The following is an 18619-nucleotide window of genomic DNA, read 5'->3' as shown; positions in this document are numbered from 1 at the left end:
GTTTGTTTGCGGCCCTAAGAGAGGTCTTCCTGAAGATGGCCAGGTATGACCGGATAAAGGGTGTGAACATGTTTCCCCAATTTGTGCAGTTTTTTAGTCACTGCTCCCCTCTCGACCAATTCTGGCGCACAATCATCAAGTTCGCATTTGTCCCGAAATCTGTGGGTATAAATCACTTACGGCATATCCGGGGAAGTTGCAGATTGTTGATGGTCGCTGGGCTCAGCGTGTTGTTTCTCATCAGTCCCCTTCATGCTGAAATACGGCCTCATGGGGAGTCTGTCGGTCATCCGATTGTTCAATGGCATGAATGGGGAAATGAAGCATTCGGACGTGCTCAATCCGAAGATAAATTAATTATTTTGGATCTCACCGCCATTTGGTGTCATGCCTGCCATGTGATGGATCAGACGACTTATGCCAACCCTCATATCGTACAGCTACTCAACACCAAATTTATTCCTGTTCGGGTCGATACGGATCAGCGTCCCGATTTAGATGCTCGTTACCGAGCGGGAGGATGGCCGACGACCAATGTCCTCTTGCCAACCGGAGAAATTCTTTTTCAAGCGAATGCCTTGGGTTCTGAGGAAATGGAAGCCATGCTTCTTGAGGTGCAGTCTATCTATGACACCGACAAGGCAATGTTGCTTAAGAAAGCTTCTCAATTATGGGAGCGGGTACAAAAGAAGGTGGAAGCCGGTTCTTCCAAAGCGAATGTGCTTCAGGCTGCCATGGTCAAACAAAGCGTGGAGATGATGAGAGCCCAATTTGACTCAGTCAATGGAGGGTTTCGGGATGCCCCCAAATTCTTTGAACCCGAAGCCATCCAAATGGTTTTGGCCTATGGCTTCTTTGAGGATGATCCAGAGTTGCTCAAGATAGGATTGGATACCTTAAAAAAGCAAGTGGGCTTACTTGATCCGGTTTGGGGCGGGTTTTACCGCTATGCTGAACAAGCAGATTGGAGCCAACCGCATTTCGAAAAGATGTTGTCGATTCAAGCTCTGAATCTTCGCAATTATATTGAAGCATTCCAACTCACCGGAGATCTTCAGTTTAAACGCATAGGTTTGGCGCTCATTGAATATGTTTCGAGGTTTTTAACCGATCCGCAAACGGGGTTGTTGTACGAAAGTCAGGACGCCGACGTCAGAGGAACTGATGGGATAGTGTCCATGTCTGGTGCCGAGTACTATTCTCTCAATGAGAGCAAACGATTGGCCATCGGTATCCCATATGTGGACCAACGAGTTTTCACAGGGAGTAATGCTTTGATGGCATGGGCCTATTTGCATGCCTCCGTGGTGTTGGAACAGGTCGAGATAGGGGATTCGGCTCTACAGATATTGAGTCGGTTATTTCAGAAGCGTTTTGACGTGAATAAGGGGCTTGCTCATGGAGCACCTGGAGACGGCCCCAACCTTTACGGTTTATTATCGGATCACATATTCTTTGGCCAAGCGTTACTTGAGGCCTTTAGAGTGACCGGGCGGTATCAATTTTTGCAAAATGCTGAAGCCCTTGCCCAAGTGACCCAGCGGTTATTGCACGATTCGGCGAATGGAGGATTTTTTGATCATCCACAGATTCCAGGTACATTCGGTCTTCTGAAATTCCCCACCAAACCGGTGAAGGAGAATTTTCAAGCCGTTCTCTGGTACCTTGATCTTTTTCATTCGACGGAGAAGCACACGTATCGCTCCATTGCTGAGAGCACGTTGCAGGCCATGGTCATGTCCCGGCAACCTCTTCCCCTCGCATTGTCCGGTTTGGCTATCGATCAATGGTTTCGGATACCTATTCATATTGCGGTGGTGGGAGATTTTGACGATGCCATGACCAGAATTTTAATGATGGAAGGTCAGCGAATGTTTTGCCCTGGAAAAATTGTGAAAAATTTTGATCCCAAGGAGGGACAGCCGAAATGGGGTGACATTATTTTTCCCTATGACGAACGACCCGCAGCATTTATCTGTACTGACCGGCTGTGTTCCGCTCCGGTTTTTCATGCCGAGGACATGAAACAGAGTGTGGCTGACATGATGGCCGTACTCAGAGCCCCTGTTCGACAATGAGCGAAGCTGCCTAATTACCAGTCTGAATTTTAGGGGATTATCGGGTGTTTCAACCCTTTTCATTTTTCAGCGAACTAAAAGGCCTAAGGTTTAGCGCAAAGGACCTAGTTCCTGTTGGGTTTCTTGACACGTTTTTTTTATTCCTGATATATACGGAAGTGGGTGCTGTCGGACGATCCATTTCAAGATCAGCCTTTTTATACCTGGCCGGGGTAGAAGGGGTTGATCTCATCAAGTTAGGTTGTTTTCCCACGTCAACTCAATTTCATTCTTAACTAGGAGGAAGAATCATGAGGAATCGTCAGTCTTTAACTATGTCTTTTTTAGTGGGCTGCATTCTTATTGCTGCCCCATTAGTCGCTCAGGCCGGGGGAACAATTAAAGGGAAAGTCACATTTACCGGAGAAGTTCCACCGCCCAAAGAATTTGCCTTCTCAAAATTTCCCAATGAAGCGTTTTGCAAAAAAAATGAGAGCAAAAGTGCGGATGGTGAAACTCGGCTTCTCAAAGAAGTGGAAGTAGACGGAAGCAAGGGGTTAAAGCACGCGGTCGTCGCTGTTACTGATATTAAGGATAAAGCATTTTTAGACAAAGCGGATAAAGAGGCTCCCCAATTGGTGGAGGCGGAATTGTGTGAGTTTAGGCCATATACCGGAGTAGCCGTGAGTAAGGGCCTGTTTAAGGTCGTTAACAACGATGCCGATCCCAGCGATCCTAAATCGGCTGAAGGGGTGTTGCACAACCCGCATAGCTTTGATCAATTGGGTGCCAAGTCCAGCACCGAATTCAATATCGGTCTGGCCAAAAAAGGCGATTCTTTAGAGAAAAGTGTCAAATTGAAAATGTCGAAAAAGGGGTCTGTGTTGCGGTTGCAATGTGACCAGCATGAATTTATGCAAGGCTGGTATTTGCCCGTCACCAATGGGCATTATGGTGTGGCTGGTGCGGATGGAACTTTCGAAATTAAGGACGTGCCTGCCGGCAAGCATAAAGTAGTGGCCTGGCATCCTATTGCCGGCCAAGTAGAAGCCGATGTGGATGTGAAAGACGGGGGAACCGTCGAAGCCAATTTCGAGATCAAATAAGTCTCTTTCGATTGAGGCAGAGGATTTCTTCAAGGGCAACTAGCCATGAGCTAGTTGCCCTTGTTTTTTGTGGAGAAGGGTAGATTATTTTTCTGATCGTTCAGCATTTGACCTCGCAAAATGACCCCGTTAAGATCGACATCGAAAATGATTTTTCATGTTGCCAGTTGAGTTTGAGGCCCCATGTGATTCGTGAATCGTCTCTCGCAGATATTTTCCAGATAGGATACTACTGGGAAACCAAAATTCTCCTTACTGCTGTTAAGCTGGATCTCTTTACCGCCCTCAAGGGACATTCGCTCACGGTCAATGAGGTTGCCGATTCCCTGAAGCTCAATTCTCGGGCTTTGGAGTTGGTCATGAACGCACTAGTGGCGATGCGTGTGTTAACGAAGGGAGAGAAGCTGTATACCAATACTCCTGTGGCTGAACGACATTTGGTGCAATCAAGCTCAGAGTATGTGGGCCATTTATTACTGTTGCATGACGCTGAGTGGAGTCATTGGGGGCAATTGGAACAGACCGTAAAAACCGGGCGGTCACCTGTGACGCAACATGTTTTTGAAACGAATCCGGAATTGGGAGCCCATGTGCTCACCGTCCTGGATCGAATCGGGCAGGGAAGTGGGCAGGGATTGGCGAAAAGTGTCCCCATTCACGGAACGGTACGGATGCTGGATATTGGTGGTGGGGCCGGAACCAATGCCATTGCCTTTTGCCTGGAGCATCCCGGATTGTCCGCTACGGTTTTTGATCTCCCGCAAACCTTGAAGCTGACCAAAGACCATGTAGATCGTGCCGGATTAGGGGATCGTATACATTTGCAAGGGGGCAATTTTCATGTCGATGCATTTCAGGGGTCTTATGACCTGGCCCTCATGTCGGATATTCTGCATTATCAGGATGGCAGTACCAATGCGGCACTAGTGAAGAAAGTATTTGCCTGTTTGACAGAGGGAGGGCGACTGATCATCAAAGACCGGTTCTTGGATCCGGCTAAAACCAGCCCTGCCTGGACGACAGCCTTTGCTGTCCATATTTTAGTGAACACAGAATGTGGCGAATGTTTTACGATTCAAGACAGTCGCCAATGGATGGAGCAAGCCGGCTTTCGAATTGTGGAAGAGTTAGAACCGCGTGCCATGATTCAAGGCACGAAATAACAGAAGGGCATGGCACGAAATTATGGATGAAATGGCAGTATGGCTGAGAGAACCGGGATTTTTCGGGACCCATGCCACGGTTGGAGCGGATGTGAGCCAACTCATGGCCACGTTCTTTACGATATTGTTTATTGTCGGATGGATTCAGGCGAGACAGCATAAAAATGATCAGCACCATTGGCTGATGTTCGGTGGGATGATTGCCATGCTCGCCTTCTTTATCAGTTATTATTTGTTTCGCAGTCTTGGGGTCCTGGCTTTTGAGGGAAAGGAAGGCTTTGGTGGACCTCAATGGTTATACGATCAGGTGTTTGTGCCTGTCTTGACGCTGCATATTCTCCTGGTCGTGATCGGCCTCGTAATGGCCATTTATATGATGGTGTTGGGGTTTCGGGCACAGACTTTCGTGGAAGGGAAGCGGGTCTTGAAGGATGCGATGTTAAAGACTTCCGGGAGAAGGATTGTGATGATCCTGGGAGGGGTGACCACCATTGTCCTCCTATTTTTCCTGTCACGGGTCATGACCTCTGGATTTTCCATGGGGAAATTTAGTGTATATCTTGGTCTTATTCTTCTCATTGCATTGGTGTTTGGCATTGAAATATCTATCCAGCGGATTTGGCCAAATGGGGCCAGACGGCATCGAGTGCTTGGACGATTCACCATGGTGATTTACTGTGTATTGTTCGTAACGGGAACGTTCACCTACACGATGCTCTATATTCTCTATCCGGGAAAAATTGGGTAGACCGTTCATGCAATGTGGTTGTGAATATTCTTTACGAATTGTGGAGGTTGAAGAGTTACCGTCTGATTCTGTGTTTGCCAAATTTCATTGCGATCGGTGTGGATTTTCCCTTGGAGCAGAAGGGAATGCGAAAGAATTGGATGCGGTGGTTTCCCACGTCGTATGGACGGACGAGGCCTTATATCACATGAGCCGGCTTCCTCCCTATTTAGTTTCTCTCGTATGTGAGGAGGTAGAGGAGTTTGTCTCTAGCAGGGAACAAAGGATCGTGACGGTTGGGCGTGTGGGGTCGGCCCGCAATAAGGGGATGGTGGAGTGGACTCCGGACGCGGAGCGTCGTATCGACAATGTTCCTTCAGGAATCCGGGCGATGGCCAAGGTTGAGTTGGAGCGAACAGCTCTGGATCGCGGGATGCCTGCGGTAACGGTTGCTCTAATGGAAGAGGTGAAGGCCCGCTATTTTGGTATGGCGGCCGGGCGCACGTGAAACTCCTATGGAGCGAATAGGGCGCAAAATAAATAACCGGGAATCTTTTTGAAGCGAGTCACGATATGTTGCATCGACTTTCCCTTCGTGTCCTTCCACAATTGAATGCCTTAGTAACGGATCAACCCGTTCGCAAGCGGAAGCGTTTGGTGATGCTGGCTCCCGGCTTCGTGGCTTTTGGGATCTATCACCTTCTCAAGCCTGTCTTGCCGCTTTCCAATCCATTGGCGCTTCTGGCATTCACCGGGTGTATTTGTATGATTACCGCCATCTGGTCCTATCGACAGGGACGTGGAATCTCTCTCACTGAATCCTGGCGCGAAGACGGGGCTCGGCAGTGGGTGTGGTTGGTGGGGTGGATTGGTCTGGTTTATGGAATGCAGTTATCCCTGTTGGTTTTGGCGATTCTTCAAGTATTTGTGGCCTATGATTTTTTGCTCCATCCGGAGGGTCCGGGCATGATGGCAACCATCATTTCGTGTACGTCCGTAACTCGGGATGCTTTTGAAATTGGTCATGTGCAACGGATGAGGCAACAAGGGGTTGTGGTCCCAACCTTTCCCGACGGAGAGGCGTTACGAAAATGGATCCCGCAGGAGATAGGAAGTATTGTGAAATGGGGAGCGTTGGCAACCATGATAGGGATAGCCGGTTCATGGCTCCTGTTCACCGTGGGGCCGATTGAACTGCAACCCATCCTTCAATCACTATTAGTTCCCGTTATGATCGCCTCCATCGGAATGAAGACGTTTTTCAGGGGGGAATCGTTATATGGTCAAAATACCCAGGGAGGCAGGCCACGAACCTGGTTGTCATCTCTTTGGTTTTGGATGTGGCCAAATCTCACCTTTTCAGCGACGTATTTTCTGGTCCTCATGGGGATGGCTGCCTTTGTGCTGCGGGTTGAGCAGATTTCTCAAGGAGGATTTATGGGGATAGCCGCCTGTACCGCCATGTTGATGGCGCTATATACCCTCTTTCTGGGTTGGCGGAAAGCCTATGAAGAGCAGCTCGTGGGCATTCCTGAATCCATACAACGTTGTCCATTTGTGATGGGGATGCTCCAAAGTTCTAAATCCTCTGCAACTCCTACTTCTATCCCTGACGTTAAAGTGGGGCACGGCAATCTGGTGAATTAAATTGAGAACCATTTCCAAGACATTGATCAGTGTGCTGCTTTTCTTTTTGCTTCAGGCCGGGTTGGCATTTGGCATGGAGAATCAGGCCTTGCCCTCGACGGAAGGGCAGACAGGCCAGGATATTTTCTACGAAACTCCAGGGTCTATTTCCAGTCCGTCCGTCGCGGAAAGTCCTCAGGACTATTCCTCTTATCCTTTGGTGGATAACCGGTTGGTCGTGTGGTTTGTGACTCAACAACATACCTATTTCGGAGGCTTTGTCTTATCTATTCCTTTGTTTGCCTTGTTATTAGAATTTTTAGGAATCACACGAAAACAACAGACATCCCAGCAAAAATTGGATGGATTGGCCCATGATATTTTGCGTGTGGCACTACTGTCGCTTTCTATTACGGCCTTGTTGGGCTCTCTCATGCTGGTCACGTTTGTGACTCTTTACCCGGGGTTTATGAGTTACATGGGGGGAACCTTTAAGCCGGTGATGCCGGTGTATGCCATGGTGTTTGTGAGTGAAGCCTTCCTCTTGGCGCTTTATTATTACACCTGGGATTTCCTTAAAACCCCGGCGTTGAAGTGGGTGCATATGACTCTTGGTGTACTCTCAAATGCAACCGGAGTCATTTTGTTGTTGTTAGCGAATTCATGGGCTTCGTTTATGATGGCCCCGGCCGGGGTTGATGCCCAAGGTCATTTTTTGGGGAATGTGTGGCATCTCCTGCACTCTCCATTATGGAATCCACTGAATACGCACCGTTTTTTGGCGGATATTATGTCAGGTGGCGCAGTGGTTGTCGCCTATGCGACCTACCGGTTTTTCATGTCCAAAACAGCGGAGGACCGGGCATATTACGATTGGGTTGGACATGTTTTTCTTATAGTGGTGGTGTGTGCGCTTCTCCCCATGCCGCTTGCCGGCTACTGGTTGATGAGGGCCGTCTTTGAGTTCAGGCAAACGATGGGCATGGCAATGATGGGAGGTATGTTGTCGTGGCTGTTTGTCCTCCAAGCGATTATGGTTGGGGTCTTGTTTCTAGGAATTAACTATTACATCTGGCAATCCTTGGCGCGCCTTCAAGGTGGTGAGCGCTTTCATCCCCACTTTAAGGCGATCCTTTTTGGGCTGATGGTATGTTTCCTCGTGTGGTTTACGCCGCATACCATTGCCATGAGTGGCAGTGAGATGAAAGCGATGGGCGCGGCCCAGCACCCGGTCATTGGTCAATTCGGTGTGATGTCTGCGAAGAATGGTGCGGTTAACGTCATGATCTGTTTAACCGCATTGAGTTACATTCTGTATCGGCGAGCTAATCGTGTGATGACAGTCAAGTGGGCATTAAAGGGAAATATTTTCTTATTGATGTTATTTCTCATGGGGATTGCCAATATTGTGTGGTTGGCCATTTACGGATTCTATATTCCGGCAAATGTTCGGGTGGGTCTTTCATCGCCTCAAGGGATGACGACCGCTACTGTGGTAGTTGGAGGGATATTATTGAATCGATTAATGTTGCGGGGTGCTCATATAAATGGGCCTGTGCATTGGGGACAAATTACCCCGCGTGGGATTGTGGCGCTGTTTGTGGTCGCAGCCGCGTTCACCTGGGTAATGGGGTTGATGGGGTACATCAGGTCCGTAGGCCGATTGGGATGGCATATTTCTGAATTAATGCCCGATCGATCCTCGTGGGCATTTACCCCTTCCCTGGGATTTGCCGCGAAAATGGTCACCCTCAATATGATTGTTTTCTGGTCGTCAGTCTTTTTCGTGTTTTGGCTTAGCCGATGGGATCAGCGTGTGGTAGAGAGGCGAACGGCTGAATTTGAAAGGCCTTCTCCGGTGATTCAGGTCATTTCAGAAGAGGAATCCGCGTAATGAGAATCAGTTTTTGGCAACACAATAATTTTAAGGATGTGAAGCGGAGCCGGGTAAGTGCGGCATGTTTGACATGGTTGGTCGTGGGGCTTCTGATAAATGGAAGTAGTGCCGTGTGGGCCCAAGAGGCCCCCAGCTCAGGACCTTCCAGCAGTTCGATGGTGTTGGAGGATTTTCAGCATCCTGATGCTAAAGGCTTTCCTCAAGGATGGGAAGCGCAGCGGAGTACGGTCACAGCCCATGAAACTTATACGATTCAAGAAGAGGGTGGGACTTTTTTTCTTTCTGCGAAAAACGCCAATCAACGGGTGTATACCAAGCATATAACGTGGGATCCGAAGCAACACCCGATTCTAACCTGGCGTTGGAGAATACAGAGTGTTCCCGATGATGCCGATTTTCTGGCCGCAATCTACCCGTCCTTGGATGTTGACTTAATGTTTATTCCCGTGAACACGAAATATGTGTGGAGCGCCACGCTTCCTGTAGGGTCAGTCAAGGAGGGTGGCATGTTTAGCTCCACAGAAATTGTCATTCGTAGTGGGACGGAATCTCTTGGGATGTGGGTAGAGGAGCGGGTAAATGTGTATGAAGATTTCCTGAAGATTCATGAACATGAACCGGCCCCACATGCCTGGGGTATTTCCTTGTTAGGGGGGCCGGGAGTCGAGGTGGATTTCGGTTCTATTCGGGTTCAATCTGAATCATCCAGCGGTAATCTTGGGCGGGAATAAAAAGTGAAACTGACTCCATCGAAAATATTTGATGTCCTTTTGGGTATCCTGGGATTAGGGACAGTAGGCCTGTTGATCGGGATCTTTATGGGAGATGGATGGCTTCCTGTCGCGCTAGCAGCCGGCACCCTTCTTGGCGCCGGGGTAGGCTTGGTAGGCGGGCGGGGATTTTTTTTGAGCATTTTTATCGGGACCATTTTAGGCGGATTGTTGGCCTTAGGATTAAGTGGAACGGAGGCTGTGACCGTTGGTGCCGCGTCAGGGGCGGCGATGGGTGGATTTTTGGGAATTTGGATTTCGATGCTAATTGAAACCTGGCAACAACGAAATCAGAACCTTCCTGAGTCGAACATTAAGCATCATGGGCCTTTACAACCCTAATTTAACTGAAATCGTGCTGATTATGTCGAAGCGAGAGGCAAAATAGTAATGGAAAATCAACGGGTCCTCATGGGGGCCATTCTGTTTGTGTTTGGCTCTTTCATCATGATGATCGTGATGTTGATTGTTATGACCTATAAAGGGAAAAAAGATTTGGATGAGTTGTCAGCCGGTCAAACGGCCAATGTCCGTGTGTTGCAGCCAATGCCCACACAAGACTTTTCTATGTATAAAACTCTCGTGGGGGATGATAATCGTGAAATGGTAGAAATTCCGGAAGGACCATTTACCATGGGTATTGGCGATGGAGACCCCGATGAAGGGCCACCCCATCCGGTATACCTCCAAACGTTTTACATCGATCTTAAAGAAGTCACGCAGGCAGATTATGAGCGGTATATCAAGATGACGAAACGGGACAAACCTAAGGTGCCGGTCTTTGAAGATGATGTCGCTAAATTAATCGGGCCCGATTATCCGGTGGTGGCGGTGTCCTGGAATGACGCCTTTGGGTATTGTCGCTGGGCTGGCAAGCGGTTGCCGACAGAAGCGGAGTGGGAAAAAGCGGCAAGGGGGGAAGGAAAGCGCCGTTATCCCTGGGGTGATAAGTTTGACTATCAGTTTGCCAATGTGGATGGGGAGGAGGATGGCTTTCAGTTTTTAGCTCCCGTGGGATCTTATGAAGTAGGGAGAAGCCCATTTGGACTCTATGATGTCACCGGTAATGTTGCTGAGTGGGTCATGGATAGTTATGCTCCAGACTATTATCAGCAGGCTCCGTATCGGGACCCCCCCGGCCCAAAAGACGAAGACGAGAATAAAGTCATTCGTGGAGGTTCTTGGCGAGAATCTCGTATAGGCGCCAGGGTGACCAAGCGTTTTGCAGCGAAAATGTGGAGGAACGATGCCAGTGTTGGATTTCGGTGCGCAAAGGATCCCCCGACTGAGACTCCCCAAGCCTCATAAACGATAAGCAAACTTCTCGTCGGCGAGACCAATCGCCCATAGTTTCTCGGAATAGGCAACCTTTGACGGACCAGAAATAGGGGAACATGGACGGTCGATTTAAACTTATTTTTTTGATTGCGGTATTATTTATGACCGGGTTGCCGGTGTTGGGAATACTGAGGGGAACCGATGCTCCTCCAACTCCACCGGATCGCGATCTTCAATCTCAGCCTTCTTCAGCTTCAGAGAAACCATCTGAAGCATCAAGGGATGTGGCGCTTTCTGGTCGGGCAAATGAAGATGAGATGGTTGAAATTCCTGCCGGGGAATTCATACTTGGAAGTAATCAAGGCGGATTCAATGAAAAGCCTGCGCACGTCGCTCATCTCGATGCATATTGGATTGATCGGTACGAGGTGACCTATCAGCGGTATATGGAATTTGTTGAAGCCACCGGACATCGGCAGCCTGGTCCACCTTCCCGCTATGCCGAAAAGCTCGGTTTGCTGCGAGGCCCTCATCAGCCGATTACCTATGTGTCATGGAGTGATGCGAATGACTATTGTCAATGGAGAGGCAAGCGTCTTCCTACTGAACAGGAATGGGAAAAGGCTATGCGAGGGACGGATGGTCGCACCTGGCCGTGGGGTGAGGGTCTCAGCGGCCATCCTGCCAATTTTGCAGGAGAGGCCGATGGTTATGTTGTATCGGCTCCGGTTGGGGCTTTTCCTCTTGATCAAAGTGTCTTTGGAGTTTATGACGGCGCAGGAAATGTTATGGAATGGACGGATAATTGGTATGTCGAAGATCTCTACCTTCAAGAAAATGCTGCTACGCCGACGAGTAATCGGTCTCCTTCTACCTACAAGACCATGCGAGGTAGTGGCTATACAAGCCAAGGAGTCGATATCAGAATAACTAATAGAAGTTTTATGGTCCCTGATTTCCGAGACGAGACGATTGGGTTCAGGTGTGCACGTTCAGATTAAGACCAAAAACCGTTTATGTTTGTGTGGAGCTAAACTGAAAAAAATTAAAGAAAATCAAAATAGTAGAGGATGAGAAACACAGCAAGCAGAATATTGACAACCATTCCGGCCAAAACTATAATGTCGAACACTTTTGCATTTGAACGCATGAGTAATCCCTCGTTTTACGTGATCAATAAATGTTTGAATAGCACGAAAAATCATAATGTGTCAATGAAGTTTATTAGGTGAAATCGTTTAATTTTTTTGGATGCGAATTAAGCATAGGGAGGAATTAAGATGGGGGATTCCACGGCTGTCATAAGGGAGTCAACGGAGTTAGAGACCAAAATAGGTAAAGCTATTTTTTATCTGACATGCGCGGTAAGTTTGTGGTTCTTTTATTGGTTTGCCGGTATTCAGTGCCCCTGCTAAAAAATCATGACTTCCAATAAGGTAGTCAATCATTTAATTCTTTTAGACCCAAGGAGGAGCGCATGCAGACAGCTCTGTATGTCATAGTTTCATTGGTCATTTGTTTTGTATATTTTCAGGCATTGGATTATATATTGATGGATGCCCAGGGACTCGACTATTTCTACATGTTCAGGTAATTGAAAAATCTATGAGCATGGAACTTATAGATTTAAGATTTGACGTGATTTATTAGGTTTATTTAGGTAATTTTGATGGGTTTAACTCAACACGTTTTCACAAGGAGGTAGGTCAATGGGTCGCCTGTTCAATCAAATGACCCGGGGGAAGAAAAAGTTGTTTGCCGTATCGGCCTTGATGGTGATGGGCTGTCTGCTGTTGTTGCCGATTTTCCTGTCAGTCACCGCCGTGGCAGGTGGGGGTGGTGCACCGGCCGGTGGTCCTCCTGCGGATGTCGTTGCTGCGCAAAAGGCAGCAGGTGAGGAGGGCGAGGCCGAAAAAGTGGAAATGGGCCGGGACGTGTATTACAAGACCGAAGGTCCAGCCATTGGGATGCCGGCACCGGTAACGGAAGACAATGAAACTTTTTACCCTCGGTATAACTTTGAGAGTCGTGTTCTTCTTTGGGTGGCCAACCAGCAGCATCTTTATTATGGAAGTTTTGTGTTGGCGGTACCAATCTTTTGTATGTGTATCGAGTTTGCCGGGATGGTCAGTAAAGATAAAGCCATGGCCAAGAAGTACGATCAATTGGCTTATGATTTTATCAAGATCAGCCTGACGGCTTATTCCTTAACCGCCATTCTTGGTGGGATCCTGATCTTTACCTTCCTCACGCTCTATCCGGCCTTCTTTGGATATTTATCCAGTATTTTCCGGCCGGTTATGCACATCTATGCCTTAACGTTCGTGGCGGAAAGTGCAACCCTCTACATTTATTATTACGGTTGGGACAAGATGCGGGAAGGCGTTCTGAAATGGGTTCATCTCAGCATGTCCGTCATCCTGAATGTGATTGGAACGGTCCTCATGTTCCTCGCCAATTCATGGATCGCATTTATGATGTCACCGGCAGGAGTAGATGAGCAAGGACGTTATCTTGGAAATATTTGGCACGTGATTCATACGGCGCTGTGGAATCCTTTGAATGTTCATAGAATTCTCGGGAACATGGCCTTTGGTGGTGGTGTGGTGGCAGCCTATGCAGCTTACCGTTTCCTTTCTTCAAAAACAGATGAGGAGCGGGCTCATTATGACTGGATGGGCTATATCGCAATGAGTTTAGGTGTGGCATTTCTCATCCCATTGCCCTTTGCAGGATATTGGTTGATGCGTGAGGTGTATGCCTATCGACAACAAATGGGTATTACCTTGATGGGTGGGTTGTTAGCTTGGTTGTTTATTATCCAAGCCACCATGATCGGAATCCTGTTCCTGACCACAAATTATTATTTGTGGCAAGCCCTCGGACGAATGACGGGTGGTGAACGATTCCAGAAGTATATTAAGTATCTCGTGTTTATTTTAGTTGTTGGTCTTCTGGTTTTCATTACGCCACATACGATCGTCATGACTCCGGCTGAATTGAAAGCTATGGGTGGTCAACAACATCCGGTTCTGGGTAATTATGGTGTCATGTCGGCAAAAAATGGCGGTATTAACGCCATTATTATGACGACCGTCTTAAGCTTTATATGGTACCAGCGAGGGAACAGGGTCCCAACGGTTAGCTGGGCCAAATTTGGCAATATTTTTATGGGATGTTTTTTCATCATAGCCCAGCTAAACAATGTTTGGTTGGCTTGCTATGGGTATTTCATCCCTGCCAACGTGCGAATTGGATTGTCGGTGCCTCAGGTGGCCGGAACATTGTCGTGTCTGCTGTTAATGACGCCACTGAATCTTGCGATGTTGAAAAATGGAAGACAGCTGGGCCCGATTAGATGGGGTCAAATTCCACCACGTTCCCAATATGCCATCATCATGTTGGCCACAGCATTCACCTGGATGATGGGGTTGATGGGGTATATCCGTTCTTCCGTAAGATTGTTCTGGCACGTCAACGAGGTCATGCGGGATAATTCTCCATGGGCTTATACCCATACCATCGGGTTTGCGGCCAACGTTATTTCGTTTAACGTGTTATTTTTCTGGATCAGTATCATGTTTGTCTTTTGGTTAGGAACCCTTGGTGCGAAAAAAGTACCGGTTCCTTCGCCAGCAGGGCAACCAGTTCCATCTCCTCAGTCTGCAACTGGTCATTAGAACGAAAAATACAATTACAAACAATCGTGGGGCTGCAATAGGCAGCCCCCAAGTTGGAGGATTGCACTGTGGTTGAGTTATTGGAACGGGCCATAGAAATGGGTTGGCCAGTATTGCTGATGCTGGTTGGGTTGTTGCTGTATTTTCAGGCAACAATTTCTGATCCGGTTAAAAAGAAACGAGCGAGTTTCCAGACGTTAATTGGAATTTTCTGCGCATTTTTGGCCTTTATCGCCATTTCCAATTACGTAGATAACTTTGAAGGGAACAGCGGTTTATTGCCGGTTTCTCTGGTCATGATTACCATCATGACTTTCGTTATGGGGCTTTATTTTCCCAACATCAGTGCACTGATGAAAATTGGCGGCTTCATGTTTTTTGTTGCTGCCGCGCTCTCCGGCTATGGAAATTGGCTGCCTCAAGTCGAAGGAGGGTTTCCTCCTCCTGTCGTCAAGCTAGACTTCCAAAGCATGTCAGCGCAACAGTTGGGTGATGAGGGGGAGAAAATCATTTTTGGTGGGATTGGACAAAGTAAAACGCAAGGGGCCATCGGCAAGGGCCAATGCCCATTGTGCCATGGATTCCAAAAAGGCTTTTTGAGTGAGCGCGCACCGAATCTATATGGAATTCCGGATACGGCCCCTGAGAGATTAAAAGAGCCAAACTACCACATGAATAATCCTGAGGCACGTACCACTGAACAAAAAGAAGCTTTTCCAGGGTCAGGAACGGCTACGAATGCCCAAGAATATATCGCCGAATCACATGCATGTCCAAGCTGTTTTGTGGTGACTGGTTTTGGTGTGAAGGGGTCGAACGACACGGTAAGTCCCATGCCGAAGATTCACAAGCCACCGATATCTTTGACTTTGGGTGAATTGGCCGCGGTGGATACCTGGATATATACGCGGGAAGGGAAAGAACCTCCATCATATGATGAAATCGTCACCTCATATGAAAAATTTATACCGGAAGCCGATCGCCCCGCTGCAGGTGGGGAAGAAGAAGCTGGAGCTGGTGGTGGAAATCTTTTAGCAGACGGAAGCGAGCCATACGACAAACTCTTTATGAAAGCCGGTTGTCCGGCCTGTCATACGATCCCAGGAATTGAAGGGGCCACGGGAAAAGTCGGTCCTCTCCTCATGGAAGGAAGCAATGCTCCGATTCGTATTAAAGATCCAGGTTATCAGGGTAAAGCCAAATCGCCAAAGGAGTACATTACTGAGTCGATATTAAATCCAAGTGCCTACGTCGTGAAGGATTTTCCGGACAATCAAATGCCCAAGGATTTTGGCGTAAGATTGACAGGCGGGGCTCTCAGTAAAATGGTTGATTACTTGGCGCAATTAAAAGAAGGCCAACCTTTACCTCCAAAAGAATAAGGAATATTAATTTAGGGGATAACCCTTTATAAGGAGTAAGGAAGAATGACGTGGCTTAAACTAGTTGAAGGCTACATGCCGATGCAGATGATTACCGAGTTGGCTATCTGCATCCTTGTGTTTTCTATTATTAACTATTCGCTAAAAAGAGCGGGCATGGGTTTGCCCAAGTTTTGGGCAGGAATCTTTGTCTGGTGTTTTGTGAATTTGTTCTATTTAAAGTATCGAATCTATCCGCCCATTCCCTTTAGTGTGAGGGCCATTTATGGGACCGTTGCTGCTTGCGGTATTTTTATGTGGGTTTCGGGATCGCAGCAGGAGTGGGAAGAATTTAAACGTCCCATCATCAACGTTTTGGATGCAAAAACCGGAATGACTAAGTTCATTCGAACAGCCTTATTGATTTTATTGCCAATCGGGCTTTGGGGATTTGCTTACAATTCTTTCCTTCCCAGCTTTGATGAACCCATTGAATTGAGAACCGTGCATCCGGCCCCTCCGGCGACAACTAAAGTGCATGGGAAAACGTATGTATTGCAAACTGCGGCAAATCCCTATCGCATTAATCCAGAGGGAAAATACGATCAGGCATATAGCAACGCTCATATCGTAAGTCAGGATATGGGACGTTTAATGAAAGATGTAAAAAACCCGGAAGATAACCCCTGGGATCCTAATGCTAAAGGTTATATTAAGCATGTTCGGGAAGGGGGCGAAATCTTTTTTCAAAATTGCCATTTCTGTCATGGTGATAATTTGAACGGTCGCGGCCTCTGGGCTTTTGCCTTTAATCCCATACCTGCCAATTTTACTGATGCAGGAACCATTGCTCAATTACAAGAAACCTTTGTGTTCTGGCGGGTGGCTAAAGGAGGTATTGGACTTCCTGGTGAAGGATTCCCTTGGGCATCCGTCATGCCACCATGGGAACAGCATTTGACTGTTGATGAAATCTGGAAGGTCATCATGTTTGAATACTGGCACACCGGGTATTACCCGCGGACTTGGGAATAAGGAGGACGCGGTCATGAATGGAATTCAATTCGATACTGGACACTTTGAAAAGAGGATGGTCATGAACGAAACGACTACAGCCGGATATGGTAGGCCTGGCCTAGGAGCTTGGCTTCTGAGTTGCGGTCTTCTTTTTGGCGGACTAGGCTTTGCTACCACGTCCCAGGCGGAAATGGCGGAAGGATTTGCCGAGGGAAGTCGCCCTGCTCCACCATCTGCCGAACAAGTTGAAGCAGGGAAGCGAGTATATTTCACAAAGTGTGTTTGGTGCCATGGAGTTAACGGAGCCGGAGACGGGCCTGGAGCTGACCGACTTTGGCCCAGACCACGTAATTTTAATGCAGGTACTTTTAAAATCCGTCATACGGCCAGCGGTGAATTGCCCCTTATTGACGTAGATCTATTTCAAACCGTGACTCATGGTCTGCCGGGATCTGCGATGCCTTCATGGGAAGGTATTTTGACTGAGGACCAACGCAGGGATGTCTTAGCATTTGTCACCACCGAATTGGTCAAGGACCGGAGTTGGCAAGATACCGAATTTGAAGAATTTCATGTGTTACAATTAGAAAAAATTGAACCAATTCCTCCTACGGCAGAATCGGTGAAGCGTGGATCCGAGCTTGTGAAGGAAATGAAGTGTATCGAATGCCATGGTTTGGAGGGACGTGGAGACGGGAATGCGTTCAACCTCAAGGATGACTGGGGATTTTCCATACAACCTGCCGACTGGCATAAATGTTGGAATTTCAGAGGTAGCCGACAGGATGCCTATAATGTGAAGAATATTTTTAGAACATTTTCAACGGGGGTGAGTGGAACGCCCATGCCTTCGTTCGCCGACAATACAACCGTCGAAGATCGGTGGCACATTGCAAATTATGTAAATCATCTCTGTGAACGGGATAAGGATGTTGATATTGCCGGTGGTAATGTGACCGATGAAATCGCGGCTGAATTAGTTGCAGCCAAACCTAGGGGAATTGATCCTTTAACGGATAAGCCAAAAGTTGACTTCGTTGTTCCTTCAAAGTTCGTCGAAGGAGAGTTGCCTGCTGACGAGCACGACGAACGGTGGGACCTGGTTGATCGAAGGATTGTGGCAATGGGTGGACAAATCACTCATAAGCCACGAAACTTTGTAACCAGAATTGACGACGTCTGGATTCAGTCCCTTTACAATGAAACTCATATTTCGTTTATGTTCAGGTGGGATGATCGTACAAAGAGTGTGCAGGAAGATGAGGTAGACTGGGAACCCTATGAAGTAAATCTTGGTGATTATGGGATAGAGGAGCAGCCTCCCGGCGGGTCGAAGTTTGCTGATGATCCTGAACATCCTGAGTCCATCGCTGCGAAACAAACCGCCTATCAAGTGTATAATGATGCGCTTGCCTTCCAGTTTCCTATTAAATGGCAGGAATTGCCTGCTCCACGAAAACCAAGATATTTTTGGGGAGATGAGGGATTTCCCGTTGATATCACTAAATGGACGGCTGATGGGAAACTGAAAGCCTATCAAGGTACGGGTTGGGATATAGATTTTGATGATCGTGACGATTTCACCGAACAACTGAAAACGGTGAAAGCCGAGTGGAAGGATGGAAGATGGACTGTTATCGTCACCAGACCCCTCAAAGGTGACTACGAAGAAGATGCCTACATCGAATTGGGAAAATATATTCCTATTAATTTCTTCGTGTGGGATGGTCACAATGGGGACGTAGGACGTAAAATGGCAGTCTCCGCTTTCTATTATCTGGTGTTAGAGCCACCTATTGAAAAGGAAACATATATTTACCCAACGCTGGCCGCCATTGGGTTGGTCCTTGTGGAAGGGTGGATTTTGACCCGGCGGGCCAATAGGCGCAAGGGTAAAGTCTAAAAATGTTGTAAACCTCGGAATTATCCGAAAAAAA

Annotated in this window: 15 protein-coding genes; all 15 read left to right on the top strand. The window is 47.6% G+C overall.

Annotated features, from left to right (window positions below; translation table 11 throughout):
- The first annotated feature begins 68 nt into the window (after positions 1–68).
- A complete protein-coding gene (locus PQG83_RS11305) occupies positions 69–2078 on the top strand; it encodes a thioredoxin domain-containing protein (protein WP_312740997.1) in 2010 nt (669 codons plus the stop codon).
- A 290-nt stretch (positions 2079–2368) separates the two neighbouring features.
- The gene (locus PQG83_RS11300; RefSeq protein ID WP_312740995.1) at positions 2369–3163 is read left to right on the top strand and encodes a carboxypeptidase-like regulatory domain-containing protein; all 795 of its coding nucleotides are present in this window, start codon (positions 2369–2371) and stop codon (positions 3161–3163) included.
- 185 nt (positions 3164–3348) lie between these two features.
- Positions 3349–4326, top strand: a complete 978-nt coding sequence (locus PQG83_RS11295) for a methyltransferase (RefSeq protein ID WP_312740993.1) — start codon at positions 3349–3351, stop codon at positions 4324–4326.
- Positions 4327–4348: 22 nt separating this feature from the next.
- Positions 4349–5074 carry a DUF420 domain-containing protein gene (locus PQG83_RS11290; RefSeq protein WP_312740991.1) on the top strand — a complete coding sequence of 242 codons (726 nt, stop codon included), beginning with the start codon at positions 4349–4351 and terminating at the stop codon, positions 5072–5074.
- Positions 5075–5081: 7 nt separating this feature from the next.
- Entirely contained in the window at positions 5082–5561 is a 480-nt protein-coding gene (locus PQG83_RS11285) for a PCP reductase family protein (RefSeq protein WP_312740989.1), read from the top strand.
- A gap of 65 nt (positions 5562–5626) precedes the next feature.
- The gene (locus tag PQG83_RS11280) at positions 5627–6700 is read left to right on the top strand and encodes a hypothetical protein (protein ID WP_312740987.1); all 1074 of its coding nucleotides are present in this window, start codon (positions 5627–5629) and stop codon (positions 6698–6700) included.
- A 1-nt stretch (position 6701) separates the two neighbouring features.
- Complete coding sequence (locus PQG83_RS11275; protein WP_312740984.1) at positions 6702–8573, top strand: cytochrome ubiquinol oxidase subunit I; 1872 nt, start codon at positions 6702–6704, stop codon at positions 8571–8573.
- Positions 8573–9307: a DUF3047 domain-containing protein gene (locus PQG83_RS11270; RefSeq protein WP_312740979.1), complete on the top strand. Its 735-nt coding sequence runs from the start codon at positions 8573–8575 to the stop codon at positions 9305–9307. Before PQG83_RS11275 ends, PQG83_RS11270 begins: the two co-directional genes overlap by 1 nt.
- Before the next feature lie 3 nt (positions 9308–9310).
- Positions 9311–9688: a hypothetical protein gene (locus tag PQG83_RS11265; RefSeq protein ID WP_312740977.1), complete on the top strand. Its 378-nt coding sequence runs from the start codon at positions 9311–9313 to the stop codon at positions 9686–9688.
- 48 nt (positions 9689–9736) lie between these two features.
- Complete coding sequence (locus tag PQG83_RS11260; RefSeq protein WP_312740975.1) at positions 9737–10654, top strand: formylglycine-generating enzyme family protein; 918 nt, start codon at positions 9737–9739, stop codon at positions 10652–10654.
- 86 nt (positions 10655–10740) lie between these two features.
- On the top strand, positions 10741–11625 hold the full coding sequence (locus PQG83_RS11255; protein WP_312740973.1) for a formylglycine-generating enzyme family protein: 885 nt from the start codon (positions 10741–10743) through the stop codon (positions 11623–11625).
- A 708-nt stretch (positions 11626–12333) separates the two neighbouring features.
- A complete protein-coding gene (locus PQG83_RS11250) occupies positions 12334–14304 on the top strand; it encodes a cytochrome ubiquinol oxidase subunit I (RefSeq protein ID WP_312740970.1) in 1971 nt (656 codons plus the stop codon).
- A gap of 68 nt (positions 14305–14372) precedes the next feature.
- The gene (locus tag PQG83_RS11245) at positions 14373–15686 is read left to right on the top strand and encodes a c-type cytochrome (RefSeq protein WP_312740968.1); all 1314 of its coding nucleotides are present in this window, start codon (positions 14373–14375) and stop codon (positions 15684–15686) included.
- A 45-nt stretch (positions 15687–15731) separates the two neighbouring features.
- Positions 15732–16700, top strand: a complete 969-nt coding sequence (locus PQG83_RS11240) for a c-type cytochrome (protein WP_312740965.1) — start codon at positions 15732–15734, stop codon at positions 16698–16700.
- Positions 16701–16761: 61 nt separating this feature from the next.
- Positions 16762–18585 (top strand): c-type cytochrome, encoded by a 1824-nt coding sequence (locus tag PQG83_RS11235; protein ID WP_312740962.1) that lies wholly within the window; start codon positions 16762–16764, stop codon positions 18583–18585.
- Positions 18586–18619: the final 34 nt, after the last annotated feature.

The sequence above is a fragment of the Candidatus Nitrospira neomarina genome (assembly GCF_032051675.1).
Classification (GTDB): Bacteria; Nitrospirota; Nitrospiria; order Nitrospirales; family UBA8639; genus Nitrospira_E; species Nitrospira_E neomarina.
This window is presented reverse-complemented; position numbering and strand designations above follow the sequence as displayed.